The 14,592-nt window shown below is 62.4% G+C and carries 14 protein-coding genes; 13 read left to right on the top strand and 1 reads right to left on the bottom strand.

The annotated features are described in order from the left end of the window. Positions 1 to 36: 36 nt before the first annotated feature. The 4 genes from EJC49_RS16985 (at position 37) to EJC49_RS16970 (ending at position 3,669) form a co-directional block, all read left to right on the top strand. A complete protein-coding gene (locus EJC49_RS16985; protein WP_126701133.1) occupies positions 37 to 774 on the top strand; it encodes a class I SAM-dependent methyltransferase in 738 nt (245 codons plus the stop codon). Positions 775 to 835: 61 nt separating this feature from the next. Further along, positions 836 to 1,570 carry a glycosyltransferase family 32 protein gene (locus tag EJC49_RS16980; protein ID WP_170314764.1) on the top strand — a complete coding sequence of 245 codons (735 nt, stop codon included), beginning with the start codon at positions 836 to 838 and terminating at the stop codon, positions 1,568 to 1,570. 28 nt (positions 1,571 to 1,598) lie between these two features. Continuing rightward, positions 1,599 to 2,744, top strand: coding sequence for a non-hydrolyzing UDP-N-acetylglucosamine 2-epimerase (gene wecB, locus EJC49_RS16975; RefSeq protein ID WP_126701131.1), 1,146 nt, complete (start codon positions 1,599 to 1,601; stop codon positions 2,742 to 2,744). A 7-nt stretch (positions 2,745 to 2,751) separates the two neighbouring features. Continuing rightward, positions 2,752 to 3,669 (top strand): glycosyltransferase family 2 protein, encoded by a 918-nt coding sequence (locus EJC49_RS16970; RefSeq protein WP_170314763.1) that lies wholly within the window; start codon positions 2,752 to 2,754, stop codon positions 3,667 to 3,669. 2 nt (positions 3,670 to 3,671) lie between these two features. On the opposite strand, the gene EJC49_RS16965 is transcribed toward EJC49_RS16970, so the two are convergent. Further along, positions 3,672 to 5,006 carry a DUF2793 domain-containing protein gene (locus EJC49_RS16965; RefSeq protein ID WP_126701129.1) on the bottom strand — a complete coding sequence of 445 codons (1,335 nt, stop codon included), beginning with the start codon at positions 5,004 to 5,006 and terminating at the stop codon, positions 3,672 to 3,674. A gap of 55 nt (positions 5,007 to 5,061) precedes the next feature. Here EJC49_RS16965 and EJC49_RS16960 point away from each other — a divergent pair, with 55 nt between their 5' ends. The 9 genes from EJC49_RS16960 (at position 5,062) to EJC49_RS16920 (ending at position 14,536) form a co-directional block, all read left to right on the top strand. Next, positions 5,062 to 6,501: a hypothetical protein gene (locus EJC49_RS16960; protein WP_126701128.1), complete on the top strand. Its 1,440-nt coding sequence runs from the start codon at positions 5,062 to 5,064 to the stop codon at positions 6,499 to 6,501. Next, a complete protein-coding gene (locus EJC49_RS16955; RefSeq protein ID WP_170314762.1) occupies positions 6,494 to 7,621 on the top strand; it encodes a glycosyltransferase family 4 protein in 1,128 nt (375 codons plus the stop codon). Before EJC49_RS16960 ends, EJC49_RS16955 begins: the two co-directional genes overlap by 8 nt. Beyond that, a complete protein-coding gene (locus tag EJC49_RS16950; protein WP_170314761.1) occupies positions 7,618 to 8,757 on the top strand; it encodes a glycosyltransferase in 1,140 nt (379 codons plus the stop codon). Before EJC49_RS16955 ends, EJC49_RS16950 begins: the two co-directional genes overlap by 4 nt. Before the next feature lie 360 nt (positions 8,758 to 9,117). Continuing rightward, a complete protein-coding gene (locus EJC49_RS25970; protein ID WP_210211813.1) occupies positions 9,118 to 9,300 on the top strand; it encodes an LbetaH domain-containing protein in 183 nt (60 codons plus the stop codon). After that, positions 9,293 to 10,174: a glycosyltransferase family 2 protein gene (locus EJC49_RS16940; protein WP_210211812.1), complete on the top strand. Its 882-nt coding sequence runs from the start codon at positions 9,293 to 9,295 to the stop codon at positions 10,172 to 10,174. The genes EJC49_RS25970 and EJC49_RS16940 overlap by 8 nt, the downstream gene beginning before the upstream one ends. Before the next feature lie 91 nt (positions 10,175 to 10,265). Beyond that, positions 10,266 to 11,219: a UDP-glucuronic acid decarboxylase family protein gene (locus EJC49_RS16935; RefSeq protein ID WP_126701124.1), complete on the top strand. Its 954-nt coding sequence runs from the start codon at positions 10,266 to 10,268 to the stop codon at positions 11,217 to 11,219. A 58-nt stretch (positions 11,220 to 11,277) separates the two neighbouring features. Next, entirely contained in the window at positions 11,278 to 12,030 is a 753-nt protein-coding gene (locus tag EJC49_RS16930) for a glycosyltransferase family 2 protein (protein WP_126701123.1), read from the top strand. A gap of 47 nt (positions 12,031 to 12,077) precedes the next feature. After that, positions 12,078 to 13,052 carry an NAD-dependent epimerase/dehydratase family protein gene (locus EJC49_RS16925; RefSeq protein ID WP_126701122.1) on the top strand — a complete coding sequence of 325 codons (975 nt, stop codon included), beginning with the start codon at positions 12,078 to 12,080 and terminating at the stop codon, positions 13,050 to 13,052. Positions 13,053 to 13,186: 134 nt separating this feature from the next. After that, positions 13,187 to 14,536 (top strand): nucleotide sugar dehydrogenase, encoded by a 1,350-nt coding sequence (locus tag EJC49_RS16920; protein WP_126701121.1) that lies wholly within the window; start codon positions 13,187 to 13,189, stop codon positions 14,534 to 14,536. Positions 14,537 to 14,592: the final 56 nt, after the last annotated feature.

Below are 14,592 nucleotides of genomic sequence, written 5' to 3'. Positions count from 1 at the left end.
CGTGATCGCGGCCCTGTCGGGCTCGCGAAGGAGACAGTGGAGTGGGCTGCGCGTTCCTGTGGCGTAGGCGTTTCCTTCGGCTCCTACCGCCCCATCGGCATCGGCGCCGCGGCGTCAGTGCGAGTGCACGACAATGTCTTCGAGCGAATTTATGAAGAAAATTTGTGGAACTCGAACGAGAGTACGAGCGGTCCCGGTTCTGAACTATTTTACACCGCCGGCTACCGGCAGGAACTCATATCTTTCCTTCGGGAGGAGAAAGTAACCTCGTTCTTCGACGCGCCTTGCGGTGATCTGAATTGGGTAGGGGAAGTTATCGACTCGACGGGGATCGAGTACATCGGTGGCGACATCTCGCCCACGGCCGTGGAGCAAGCGAAGCGCCGACGCCCGGAACTTGATGTCAGGGTCTTCGATATCTGCGCCGATCAATTCCCGAAGGCGGATATCTGGCATTGTCGTGATTGTCTCTTCCATCTCAGCTTCGCAGATATCCGACGCGCGCTCGAACATTTCGTGGAGTCTGACATCGAGTATGCGCTTATAACGACGAACAAGGCTCTGTATCTCCGAAACCTCGACATCGAGACTGGCGGCTGTCGATATCTCGATCTGGAGCGTTCGCCGGTCAAGCTGCCGAGTCCAGTGCGCTATCTCAAGGATTTCACGAAAGGGACGCACTTCCCACGCTATGTCGGCGTCTGGAACCGGTCCCAAATTGCGACCACATTGCAGGCCTCGTATTGGGGCTCGACCGCGGCCAGAATGGGGTAGTGCTCTGATACCGAAACTGATCCACTACTGCGCATTTGGCAGCCCCGGTACGTCGCCACTTTTGCAGCTTTGCAGGCAAAGCTGGGCTCGATACTGCCCCGATTACGAGGTAGTCGAGTGGAACGATGAAACCTTTTCAAAGTATCGTAACTCGTTCTTCGACGAAGCGATCGCCCAGCGCAAATTTGCCTTCGCGAGCGATTATGCGAGGGCATTGGTACTGAACGAATTTGGGGGAATATATCTGGATACGGATGTAGAATTACGGAAGCCGCTGGATCGTTACCTGCCACATTCGGCATTTACGGGTTTTGAGCGCGTCGGCTTTCCATTCACAGCCGTCTGGGGAAGTGAAGCCGGGCACCCTCTGGCGCGGTTGGTCTGCGAGTACTATAGCGACACGCCGTTCTCGACGATCACGAACACCAGCATCGTATCGGGTATGATAACTAAGGAATTCGGCATCGAGCGGGATCGCGATCGACTTCAGGTGGGAAAACACGGCTTGGCTGTCTACCCATCCTCGACATTTTGTGTCGACGTTGACGAATGCACCGCAGTCCATCATTTCGCCGGGTCATGGCTGGACAACCGCAAGAAGACGATACCCTACAAGCAGGCAATGTCTATCTTATATCACTCCAATCGGATCGCCGAAATGGAAGGGCTCGCCAGTCCGGCAATGTTCAGCATGATTCGTGATAAGGTTGGTATCATGAATTTCCTCAGATTTTTCCTTTACAGGAGTCTTCGGCATTACGGCGGCAACATTCTTCGGCTGGCGGGCCTGAGATAAAGTTTCTCGATTTGTTGTCAAAAAAAACATGAAGAAGATACTGCTCGTCTTTGGAACGAGGCCGGAAGCAATAAAGATGCTTCCAGTCGCAAAATGTCTTGCGCGAGAGACTGAGGTGCAGACGCTCATCTGCGTGACGGGGCAGCATCGCGAGATGCTTGATCAGGTTCTCTCGCTGTTCGATGCCCGGCCGGATTATGATCTCGACATCATGCGGCGCGCGCAAGGTTTGGAACATATAACCACGGCGGTACTGACCGGGGTTGCCCAAGTGATCGACCAGGTGCGACCCGACCGCATATTGGTCCATGGCGATACGACCACGGCGATGGCTGCATCGCTTGCGGCATTTTATCGAAAGGTGCCAGTCGGACATGTCGAGGCGGGTTTGCGATCTGGCGATATCGGCCAGCCGTGGCCGGAAGAGGCCAACAGGCGCATCGTCAGTGTGGTCACCGATCTTCATTTCGCGCCGACTGCGCGGGCGCGGGACAATCTACTGGCGGAAGGGGTTTCCGCTAAGTCGATTCACATCACCGGCAACACCGTCATCGATGCACTAAGGTTCACGGTAGATCGCCTGCGTGGCAGCCAGGAATTGGAAACGACGCTCGCTTCGCGGTTCGATTTTCTCGAGGCAGAAAAGCCTATACTGCTGGTCACGGGTCACCGGCGGGAAAACTTCGGTTCGCCGTTCCATTCCGTATGCGAGGCAATCCGCGACCTTGCAGGTTCCGGCAGGATGCAGGTCGTTTATCCGGTACATTTGAACCCGAATGTGATGGCCCCGGTGAATGAACTGCTCGGCAGCGTTCCTGGTGTCCATCTCATTGAGCCGCTTGATTATGTCCCGTTCGTCTATCTCATGCAAAAGTCGCATGCGATCCTGACGGACAGCGGCGGTATTCAGGAGGAGGGGCCTTCCCTGGGGAAACCGGTCTTCGTCATGCGCAATGTAACCGAACGGCCGGAAGCGCTTGCCGCTGGCGCGGTGCGACTGGTCGGAACTGATCGCGGTCGTATCGTGTCGGAAGTGCTTCGTATGTTTAGGGAGCCAGATGCCTACGACGAGATGTGCCGGGCCCACAATCCCTATGGCGACGGGCGCGCGGCAAGCCGCATCGCGGACGTGCTGGTGGGACGGGAGGTGAAAGAGTTCAATGCCGTCGCCTGATGACCTCTTGGCCGTCACCATCGTGGTTCTCTCGTACAACCGCAGGGATGCACTGGAGTCCAATCTCGCCGGCCTGCTGCGGATGGTGGACGAGAACGGTTGTGAACTCGTCATCGTCGACAATGCGTCCACCGACGGGTCGGTGGAGATGATCCGTGCGGCTGCCACGGGTCGCACCGGCGTGACCGCGTTGCTGAACGACCGCAACCTGGGCGTGGCGGGGGGGCGAAACGCCGGCTGGCGGGCGGCCGGGCGCGACTTTATCCTCACGATCGACGATGATACGTTCGTCACAACCGAAGCGGTCGGAGAGATGCTGTCGATCATGCATCGGCGTCCTGATATGGGCATCATTACACCGATCATACTGGACGCCCGCACAAAAAATAAGCTGTACGACTACGGTGAAGTAGAATTCAGAATAGGCAATTTCCAAGGCGGGTGCCACATGCTGCGGCGCTCCCTGCTGGAAACGGTCGGCTACAATGACGAGGCCTGCACCTTTGGCGGCGAGGAACTCGACCTGTCGATCCGGGTGAGGGCGGCGGGCAGCGACGTGGTCTACACACCGCGCGCGACGGTGCTGCACGATGGTCGCGTCCGTTATGGCAAAGAAGGAAGCGACCGCCGGGCGCGCTGGCTCTACAATTTCGTGCGCGTTCACCACAAGCACTTCCCGCTGGCCGCCGCATTGCCGTTGTCGCTGCGCTATCTGCTGAGCCATCTGGTGGCCGGGTTGCGCGCAAATGGTTTGCGCGCCGTCCCGGTGCTTCTCGGTTCGGGGTGGCGCGGCCTGCGCGACGGGCGGCGCCAACACGTTCCCGTTCCGCCGCAGGTTGTGCGTTTCTACACCAACCCCACGCTCCGCCCCGATCTTGGCAACGTGCCTCTGTTGCACAAGCTGCGGCGGCGCGTGGTGCGTTGATGTCAGCCCCGCATCCCCACCCACTCGGTCCCGTCCCAGAATTGCGGCTCGTTCGGCGTCAGATTGTAGATGATCAGGCCCACGGCCGGCGCAGCGATGGCGTCGCGCTGCGCCTCCGTCATGCGCGGCGCCAGGAAGCCCTTCTGCGTGCTGGCCAGATCGAGCAGTGCCGTGACCTCCGGGCTCGCCGTGCCGATGCCCATGCGTCCGGCCGCCTGATAGAGCGAGGAGTTGAGATAGCGGCGCTGCGTGCCCGCCACGTCATAGTAGGGGACGTAGCCGGTGGTCGCGCCCGACTGTTTCATGAGCGTATACCAAGTGGCCCCGGCGACACCCGAAACCGCCGCGCCGCGAAAACACACCTCGGCATTGGCGATCATCAACTGGCTGAAGAAGCCGGCATTCACGCCGGTGAACGTCATCTGGTACCAGTCACCTATTGGATTGTTGGCGATCGCGCCGCCCGCATCGCCCAGATAGATGCCGGTGCCCTTGGCAATCTGGGCGTTGAAGTCGCGGATCGCCGTCGTCTCGGAATCCGACCCGGTCATCACATAGGAGGGAAGGCTGGCCTTGAGCTGGACCACCTTGCCGTCGGCATCGACCCCCAGCGTCTTGTTGGTGCGGGGCGCAGCGGGCGAGGCGGCCGTCAGGCTTGCGAAGGCGAGCCCGCTTTCGCCAGCTGCCCCGGGGGCGATCGTCAGCCCGGCGGCTTCGATCCGGCCCGTTTCCGCTTCGATCGCAAGCGCCGTGCGCCACTCCGTGCCGTCGGGCGAGACCTTGACGGAAAAATCGTCGTCGCCGGCCAGCCCCATTTCGGCGCGGCCGGACCAGCCGGTCTGGAACAGCAGCGAGCCGGTGTCGCCAGCCTCGGCCTTGTTGATCTTCAGTTGATGGCCGGCGCCGTCATGGGTCAGCAGCGTGGCGGGCGCTGCGACGGTGAGCCGGTTGACCGCGTCCGCGGTGGCATTCACACCCACCATCGGCACCGATCGCAGGTCGACCACGGGCGCCCAGCCGGCGCCGTCATGGACGAGCAGCGCCTGCGTTTCGGCGTTCCAGGCAAGCCAGCCGGGCAGCGGTTCGTGGAAACTCCAGGAGCCGTCCTGGAAGGCGGCAATCGCGCCGGCATGGCCCGCAAAAGCGCCCATCGGCGCGTCGCCGACCAGATGACGCTCGCCTTCCGCCGGATCGGCGGGCGGGTCGTTGCGGTCGGCGCCGTCGACGCCGATCTGGACGATCGCGTCCAGCGCCCTCAGCGCCTCGTTGTGAGTGACGTGCTTCTGCGCCTGGGAAGGCAGGATGTAGGGAAGCTTCAGTCGCGTCGTCTGTTCCATCGGGTTCGTCCTTCTGACACACTCCGGTCGCAAGAATAATCGATGGACCGACCCCGTGGATAAGTTCGCCCGTCCCCTGCCGCCGCACCCGGCGATGGCGTATCCGCCGCCGTGGCTTGCCGATCGGCGCGAGGTTGCCTTGCGCTTCAGCGTCTGGACCTATGCGCCACTGCTCGCCGCGCTGATGCTTCGGATCGCATCCGGACCGACGGCGGATCTGAGCTATGTCGCTTTGGCCGCCTATGCGCTCGCCGGCCGGCCTCATGCGTTGCGGGCACTGGCCATGTCCTGGCTTTTTTCCATGATCAGCACCGGCATCGCGCCCGACGCCGCCTACGCCGCGATCGGCCGCTATGCCGTGCTGGGCGGAGCCGCCCTTTCGATGCTGGTGCATGGCGGTCTTTTCAAGGGCTCGCCGCGCGGCGGCGGCATGGTGCTCGCCACGATCCTGCTCGGCCTCTTCCTCGTTCTCCATTCCTATTTCATCAGCCCGATGGTGGATGTCTCGGTCCTCAAGGCGGTGTCCTGGGCCGTGGCGACCACGACGATCCTTTCAGCCTGGACGGGTCTGACCCCGGCCGAGCGCGACCGGGCAGCTCGCGAGCTGTTCGGCTTCCTTGTGCTGGTCCTGCTCGTGAGCCTGCCGCTCCTCGTCCTTCCGCTCGGATATCTGCGCAACGGCACCGGTTTCCAAGGCGTTCTCAACCATCCCCAGGCTTTCGGTCCGACCATGGCGCTGCTCGGCGCCTGGGCGGCGGCGCGGCTGCTTGGCGAGCCGCGCCCGTCTTGGAGCTCGGTCGGGCTCCTCGGCCTTTGTCTCTTCGCGGTGCTCGCATCCGAGGCCCGCACCGCCGGATTCGCGATGGTGCTCGGGATCGCGATTTCGATGTTCGCGGCGCCAGGATTTTCGGGCCAGCCCATACGCCGTCTCTTGCCGGGGCTGCGCAGCACGCGCCTGTGGACAGCCTTCTTCGCCGCCTTGCTGGCGGGGCTGGTGCTGGCGCCGTTGATTGCCGATCGGGTGGGACATTACATCACCAAGTCCGGCCGTGCCGGCTCGGGAAGCATCTTCGAAGTCTACGATCGGTCCCGGGGACGACTGATCAATCAGATGACCGAAAACATCATTAAACGACCCCTCACTGGAAACGGTTTCGGCATCGCCTCCGAACCGGCGCTGATGCAGGTGAAGCGAGATCCGATCCTCGGTCTGCCCATCGGCGCATCGATCGAGAAGGGGGTTCTGCCGCTGGCCATTATCGAAGAGGTCGGAATCTCGGGGGCACTTCTGGTCGTCACCTGGTTCTTCAGCCTGATGCGAAATGCCGGACGAGGCGGGATCGCGCCTTTTGCAGTTGGCTTGACTGCGATAATCCTCAATTTTGGTGAAGCCACACTGTTCTCCGCAGGCGGGCTCGGACTGCTGCTCCTGCTGCTATTGGGCTGGGGCGGAACGAGCGCACGCCCAGCCATGAATGCCCGGCACCTTGGCTGATCCCGTCTGGTTCTGGCAGCGCATCGTGTCGCCGCATATGGCGGGCCTTGCCGAAGCCCTCGCAAGAAGCGGTCGTCCTGTCACCTATGTCGCCGAGCAGCCGATGTCGGATTCTCGCGCGAAACAGGGCTGGATGCCGGCCAAAGCAGAGGCGATGACGCTTCAATTCGCGCCCGACGCAGCCGCGGCCGTCGGCCTCGTCGCCGAGGCGCCGGAAACCAGCATTCACATCTGTCAGGGATTTCGCGGCAACGGCATCGTCAGTGCGGCGCGAACCGCCCTTGATCAGCGCGGCCTGCGGCAGTGGGTGGTCATGGAGACAATAGAGGAGCGCGGTTGGGCCTCGAGCAGGCTGAAACGCCTCGAATATGCCCGCCTGATGCGCAGATGGCGACACCGGATCGATGGCGTCCTCGCAATCGGCCATTCCACCCCTGCCTGGCTCGCCGCGCGTGGAATGCTTGCCGACCGCATCGTGCCCTTCGCCTATTTCTTGCCGGAGAAGACGGCGCCGACGCGGCCGGAACGGTCGAAGGACGCGCCCTTTCGTGTCCTGTTCGTGGGCCAGTTCATCGAACGGAAAAGGATTGACCTTCTCATCGACGCGCTCGCGCGGCTCGCGGGCCATCCATTTGAACTCCTGGTCGTCGGCGCAGGGCCACTCGAAGCAGAACTGCAGCAAAGGGCCAAAACGAGGCTCGGCGATCGTGTCACCTGGCTCGGCCAGCGGCCGATGCACGAGATTCAAGCCATCATGGCAGAAGCGGATTGTCTCGTCCTGCCCAGCCGGCACGACGGCTGGGGCGCCGTCGTCTCGGAAGCACTGATGGCGGGCACGCCGGCGATCTGTTCCGACCGATGCGGCGCGGCTGGAGTCGTCGAAGCAAGCGGCGAGGGCGGCGTGTTCAAGGTCGGCGACGTCGAAGCGCTGGCGGACAAGCTGTCGATGGCGCTTCGGTCAGGAAGGGTGACGGCCGAACGTCGGCAGTCGATCAGGCATTGGTCCCGATGTCTGGGGGCGGATGCCGGCGCAAAGTTCCTGAACGAAATCCTCGTGTCCAACAAAAGCGGCGAGCCTCGGCCGGTGCCGCCATGGCACAGGGACGTCATTCCAATATGAACCCGCTTCGCATCGCCCACACGATGGCGTCGCTTGATAGTCAGGCGTCGGGTCCGGCCTACAGCGTTCCCGCCCTGGCCAAAGGGCAGGCGCGTCTTGGCGCCTTCGTGGAACTGCACGCTCTCGGTGGAAGCCCCAATCATGCAATGGAGGGGCTCGACGATCGCCGCCATCGCAGCGACCTCGTCTGTTGGCCAGTCCTTTCGACGCTGGGGGTCTCGCGGGGGATGCGCGTGGCCCTTCGAGCCGGCCGTTTCGACATCCTTCACACACACGGGCTTTGGAGGATGCCGAACGTCTACGCGGCCCCTGGCGCCCGCCTGGTGATGGCTCCGCGGGGCATGCTCGCGCCGGCGGCCCTGGCGTTTTCCGCCGGTCGCAAACGCATTTTTCTCGCTCTCGCGCAGGGCGCCGCCTTGCGCGCTGCGGATATGTTCCATGCCACGTCCGAGGGCGAGTACGACGACATTCGCCGTTTCGGCCTGAGGCAGCCCGTCGCTGTGATACCCAACGGCGTCGCCGTTCCACCGACGCAAGCCGTCGCACGGGGTGCGGAGCATGGTCGGACGATCCTCTCTCTCGGGCGAATTCACCCGGTGAAGGGACTGGATACGCTGCTGGAGGCTTGGGCCAGGGTCGAACCCGACGCACCGGACTGGGCTTTGCACATCGTCGGCCCGGACGAAGGCGGTCACGCGAGCGAACTGGCGGCGCTTCAGCGTCGGCTGGGTTTGCAACGCGTACGGATCCACCCGCCGGTTCACGGCGCGGCGCGAGATGCACGCATGGCTGCCGCCGATCTCTTCGTCCTGTCTTCACGCAGCGAGAATTTCGCCATGACCGTGGCCGAGAGCCTGGCGGTTGGTGTCCCGGTGATATCCACCAAAGGGGCGCCATGGCCGGGGCTGGAGGCGAACCGCTGCGGCTGGTGGATCGATCATGGACCGGAATCGCTTGCTCGCACTTTGGCTCTCGCCATCTCGCTTTCGGATGACGAGCGTCGAGCCATGGGTTCACGCGGCCGGGCATGGATGGAACGGGAGTTTTCGTGGGATAGGATGGCGGCCATGTCGCTGGCGGCTTATGCTTGGCTGCTGGGGCACGGTGATCGGCCGGATTTCGTACGGGTGGATTGAAGGTTGCTTGACGTCAGCGCCAATCGCGCGAGCAGGAAATGGAGTCGTCGCGAGCAGGCAGGCCGTGTGGCCTGGGCGCTTGTGCAACCCGTCTTCTCGCTCAGCCCCCGACCCTTCTGGGGCTGGCGGCGCTTCCTCCTTCGCCTGTTTGGAGCCCGTATAGGTGCCCAGGTCCATATTCATCCATCGGTCCGCATCGCGATTCCGTGGAACATCGAGATCGGCGATGAGACCGCGGTCGGCGACAGGGTCATCCTGTACTCGCTGGGACGGATCAGCCTGGGGCGGCGGACGACGATTTCGCAGGGAGCCCATCTTTGCGCCGGCACGCATGATTGGCGAAGGCCCGATCGTCCGCTCATGAAACCGCCGATCCATGTGGAGGACGATGCCTGGGTCTGCGCGGATGCTTTCGTCGGCCCTGCGGTCACCGTTGGAGCCGGCGCGATCGTCGGGGCCCGCGCGGTGGTGATGCGGGATGTACCCGCCATGGTGGTCGTGACCGGCAATCCAGCGCGCGAGATCAGAAAACTGGTTGACTGACGGCATGCTTCCCATCGAGATCCAAAAACAGCCTGCCGTCGAGCGTGACCTCGCGGTGACGGTGGTCATCCCGGTAAAGAACGAGGAGAGAAATCTGCCTCGATGCCTGAGCGCGCTTCTGCGGTTTCAGGAGATCATCGTCGTCGATTCCGGCAGCACCGATCGCACGCAGGAGATCGCCGCTTCCGCTGGTGCGCGGGTGATCGATTTCCAATGGAATGGTCGCTTCCCGAAGAAGCGCAACTGGATCCTCATCCATCACCGCCCGAATTGCGAATGGGTGCTTTTCATCGATGCCGACGAAGTCCTGGACGACGCGTTCTGCAACGAGCTTGCCCGTATCCTCGGCTCGACCGCTCACAGTGGCTTCTGGCTGAATTACACGAACTATTTCCTGGGCAGGAAGCTGCGCCACGGCCTTCCTCAGAAGAAACTCGCCTTGCTGAAGGTAGGGCGCGGCCTCTACGAGCGTGTCGACGAAGACTCCTGGAGCAGCCTGGACATGGAGGTGCATGAGCACCCGGTCGTCGAAGGCACGGTCGGTGAAATCAAGGTGCCGATAGAGCACAATGATTTTCGTGGGCTGGAAAAGTTCATCGAGAGACACGTTGACTATGCGCGATGGGAAGCCAGGCGCTATGCCAACCTGGGGGAACGCAGCCCCCACGAATCATCCCCGCTCACCGCTCGCCAGCGTTTCAAGTACAGAAATATCACCAAAGCCTGGTACCCGCTGTTCTACTTCATTTACACATACATATACAAGGCTGGCTTTCTCGATGGCGGTCCAGGATTCTCGTATGCGTTTTACAAGATGTGGTATTTCCACACGATTAGACTTCTGATCATAGAGGCTGCGAAGGAGCGCCGTTGATCGTGCGAAAGTTTCGTCGTTTGCAATTTTCGCCACACGCCCGGTCCCCGAGAGCACCGGAGACGAGATATTCGTACAGGAGCGCTCCCTAGTGCCTAGACTCTACGACAGCCGGAAGAAAATCCTCGTCACCGGGGGGGCAGGCTTCCTGGGCTCGCATCTGATCGACAGGCTTCTGGCGCAGGGGCACGAAGTGCTCTGCGTCGACAACCTGTTCACCGGCACGAAACGGAACATCGATCATTTGCATGGCCATCCGCATTTCGAGTTCATGCGCCACGACGTCTGCTTTCCCCTCTATGTGGAAGTCGACGAGATCTACAATCTCGCCTGTCCGGCCTCGCCCATCCATTATCAGCATGACCCGATCCAGACGACCAAGACCTCGGTTCTCGGCGCCATCAATCTGCTCGGTCTGGCGAAGCGCCTGAAATGCAAGATCTTTCATGCCTCCACCAGCGAGGTCTACGGCGACCCGAGCATCCATCCGCAGCCGGAGGAATACTGGGGCAACGTCAATCCCACGGGTCTGCGCGCCTGCTACGACGAGGGCAAGCGTTGCGCGGAGACGCTCTTTTCCGACTATCGCCGGCAATGGGGCATCGAGGTGAAGATCGCCCGCATCTTCAACACCTACGGGCCGCGCATGCATCCGGCGGATGGTCGGGTGGTGTCGAACTTCATCGTCCAGGCGCTCGGCGGCGAACCATTGACGATCTACGGAGACGGCAGCCAGTCACGCTCCTTCTGCTATGTCGACGATCTGGTGGACGGGTTCCTGCGCTTCATGGAAACCGGGCACGACGTCTCCGGGCCGATCAATCTCGGCAACCCCGAGGAGTTCACCATCCTCGAGCTTGCCCGGAAGGTCATCGAGATGACGGGATCGGCGTCCGAGATCATCCGCCTGCCGCTGCCGCAGGACGATCCAAGGCAGCGCAAGCCCGACATCGGCAAGGCGCGCGAAATCCTCGGCTGGCAACCGAAGGTCCAGCTGGACCAGGGACTGTCGAAGACGGTCGACTACTTCAAGTCGTACGAATGACACGCATCCACCTGACACTCCCCCTGTCCGAGTACAGCGTCCCGAAGCATCCTGTCGCATGAAGATCACCATCATCACCGCCGTCTTCAACCGCGAGGCGACGATCGCCCAGGCGATCGAAAGCGTCCGGGCGCAGACCTGGCCGGATGTCGAGCACGTGGTGATCGACGGAGCCTCGACCGACGGGACGCTTGGCGCCATCGAAGGGGTGCGTCACGATGCCATGCGGCTCGTCAGCGAGCCGGACAAGGGCATCTACGACGCGCTGAACAAGGGAGTCGCGCTCGCCTGCGGCGATGTCGTGGGGCTGATGCATTCGGACGATTTCTTCGCCCATGATCAGGTTCTGGCGAAGGTCGCCGCCGCTTTCGAGACCCCGGGCGTTCTCGCCGTCTATGGCGACCTCGACTACGTGTCCGCGGCCGACGAGAGCCGGGTGGTGCGTCGGTGGCGTTCGGGCTCCTTCAGCCGCGAAAAGCTCGCCCGCGGCTGGATGCCGCCGCATCCGGCGCTCTACCTTCGTCGCGAAGTGTTCGAGCGCCATGGCGCCTATGACACCAGCTATCGTATTGCGGCTGACTATGACGCGATCCTGCGCTATTTCAGCCGCGAGAATCTCCATCCGGCCTACATCCCCGACGTGCTGGTCAAGATGCGTCTCGGTGGCGAAAGCAACCGGTCGCTCGGCAATCTTCTCCGCAAGTCGCGCGAGGATTATCGAGCGCTGAGGGCGAACGGTGTCGGTGGGGGCGCCGCCCTGTTGATGAAGAATGTCGGCAAGGTCGGCCAATTCTTTGGAAGCGGTCGTTAGGCCGTTCTTGAACCGATGAAATCGTAGCAAAGACGAAAGTGGTGCCGATGACACAGAAAACTGCACTTGTCTGCGGGGCAGGGGGGTTCATAGGCGGGCATCTGGTCCACCGTCTCAAGCAGGAGGGTTTTTGGGTCCGGGGCGTCGATCTGAAGTTCCCCGAGTTCCGGGATGTGGAAGCGGACGACTTCGTCATCGGTGACCTGCGTCGACAGGACGTGTGCGAACGCGTCATCGACCGTCGATTCGACGAGGTCTACCAGTTGGCGGCCGACATGGGCGGCGCCGGATACATATTCACCGGTGAGCACGATGCCGACATCATGCACAACTCCGCCACCATCAACCTGAACATCGCCGATCTGTGCCACAAACGAAACGTTCGCCGCGTCTTCTATTCGTCTTCGGCCTGCATGTACCCGGCCTACAACCAGGAAGATCCCGAAAACCCGAAATGTGCCGAGGATTCCGCCTATCCGGCTGCCCCGGACAGCGAGTACGGCTGGGAGAAGCTTTTCTCGGAACGGCTCTTTCTCGCCTACAATCGCAACCACGGAATGTCGAACCGCGTCGCGCGATATCACAACATCTTCGGGCCCCAGGGCACTTGGCAAGGCGGCAAGGAGAAGGCGCCGGCCGCTATCTGCCGCAAGGTCGCCTCAACGCCCAACAATGGCGAGATCGAGATCTGGGGCGATGGACTGCAGACGAGATCGTTCCTCTACATCGACGAATGCATCGAAGGCACGCTCCGCCTGACCCGCTCCGGGTTCGAAGGTCCGGTCAACATAGGCTCCGACGAGATGGTGACGATCAATCAACTGGTCGACATCGTGAGCGACATCGCCGGCAAGACGCTCCACAAGAAGCACATCGACGGCCCCACAGGCGTGCGGGGGAGGAACTCAGACAACAAGCTCATTGAGGAGCGGCTCGGCTGGCGCCCCTCTCAGCCCCTTCGGTCGGGGCTCGAGGAGACCTATGCCTGGATCGAGCGCAACGTTCGGCGCAATGCCGCTTGATCGTGGTCGGTCTTTCGGCGATGCCATGCCGGAGACGTTTCTCACCCGGCGTGCACCGCGACCGGTTCCTCCGATCGTGGACGGCCCTGGGGCGCCGCCTTTCATGACATGCTGAACGAACGGATCCATAGCGCATGACCGAACAAGCCCGCACGGCCCCCGATCACGGCCTGGCCGCGCGCATCGAAAAGCGGGAAGCCGTCATCGGCGTGGTCGGCCTCGGCTATGTCGGTCTGCCGCTCGCGGCCGCCTGCGCCCGCGCCGGTTTCCCGACGCTCGGCTTCGACGTCGATCCCGGCAAGATCCGCGACCTGAATGCCGGTCGCTCCTACATCGACGCGGTGGCATCCGACGATCTCGCCGCGCATGTCGCCGCTGGACGGTTTTCCGCGACGGGCGATGTCGCGTCCTTCGCCCGGTGCGACATCATCATCATCTGCGTTCCCACACCGCTGACGCGGCACCGGGAGCCGGACCTCCGATATGTGACGATGACGGCCGAGGCGATCGCGGCGCATCTGCGCGCGGGCCAGCTCGTCGTGCTGGAATCGACGACCTATCCGGGCACGACCGACGAGGTGTTGAAGCCGATTCTGGAAGCCAGCGGCCTGTCCTGCGGCATCGACTTCTTCCTCGGCTTCTCGCCCGAACGCGAGGATCCGGGCAACGTCGCCTTCCAGACCGTCTCCATCCCCAAGATCGTGGCCGGCGACGGCCCCGTCGCGGCCGCGCTCGTCCAGGCGTTCTACGGCGCGGTCGTGGCGCGGGTGGTTTCCGTGTCGTCGCCCTCGGTGGCCGAGGCCGTCAAGATAACGGAGAACGTCTTTCGCGCCGTCAACATCGCCTTGGTCAACGAGCTGAAAATCATCTACGACGCCATGGGAATCGACGTCTGGGAGGTCATCGACGCCGCCGCGACGAAGCCTTTCGGCTACATGCCCTTCTATCCGGGTCCCGGGCTGGGCGGGCACTGCATCCCGATCGATCCCTTCTATCTCACCTGGAAATCGCGCGAGTTCGGCCTGACCACCAAGTTCGTCGAACTGGCGGGCGAGATCAACGTCTCCATGCCGCGCTACGTCATCGCCAGCGTCGAGCGGCACCTCGATTCTCGCCAGAAACGGTCGCTGAGCGCATCGAGGGTTCTGATTCTCGGGCTCGCCTACAAGAAGAATGTCTCGGACATCCGCGAGAGCCCATCCTTCCACCTGATGGACATCCTGTCCCAGCGCGGCGCGCAGGTCGATTATCACGATCCGCATGTCCCTGTGATTCCCGCCACCCGGGAGCATGGCCAGTACGAGGGCGTCCGCTCGGTGGAGCTGACACCCGAGGCCCTTGCCCGCTATCATGCCGTGATCGTCTCCACCGATCATGACGCGGTCGACTACGAACGGGTCGCGCGACATTCGGCGCTGGTCATCGACACCCGTAACGTCTTTCACCGCAAGGGAATTTCTGCATCGGTGGTGGTGAAGTCGTGAGGCTTTGCCGAAGCGTCTCCTGATTCGCGGCAGCGCGCTTGGGCGTTTCCTGGCAA

This window comes from Aquibium carbonis (assembly GCF_003970795.1).
Classification (GTDB): Bacteria; Pseudomonadota; Alphaproteobacteria; order Rhizobiales; family Rhizobiaceae; genus Aquibium; species Aquibium carbonis.
The sequence above is the reverse complement of the archived record's forward strand: the minus strand, read 5'-3'. Positions and strand labels throughout refer to the sequence as shown.

Bases quoted from the DNA above. Each gene is read 5' to 3' on its own strand.
- EJC49_RS25970 (WP_210211813.1), top strand. From the start codon at position 9,118: ATGAAACCGCCGATCCATGTGGAGGACGATGCCTGGGTCTGCGCGGAT.
- EJC49_RS16925 (WP_126701122.1), top strand. From the start codon at position 12,078: ATGACACAGAAAACTGCACTTGTCTGCGGGGCAGGGGGGTTCATAGGC.
- EJC49_RS16920 (WP_126701121.1), top strand. From the start codon at position 13,187: ATGACCGAACAAGCCCGCACGGCCCCCGATCACGGCCTGGCCGCGCGC.
- wecB (WP_126701131.1), top strand. From the start codon at position 1,599: ATGAAGAAGATACTGCTCGTCTTTGGAACGAGGCCGGAAGCAATAAAG.
- EJC49_RS16965 (WP_126701129.1), bottom strand. From the start codon at position 5,006: ATGGAACAGACGACGCGACTGAAGCTTCCCTACATCCTGCCTTCCCAG.
- EJC49_RS16930 (WP_126701123.1), top strand. From the start codon at position 11,278: ATGAAGATCACCATCATCACCGCCGTCTTCAACCGCGAGGCGACGATC.
- EJC49_RS16950 (WP_170314761.1), top strand. From the start codon at position 7,618: ATGAACCCGCTTCGCATCGCCCACACGATGGCGTCGCTTGATAGTCAG.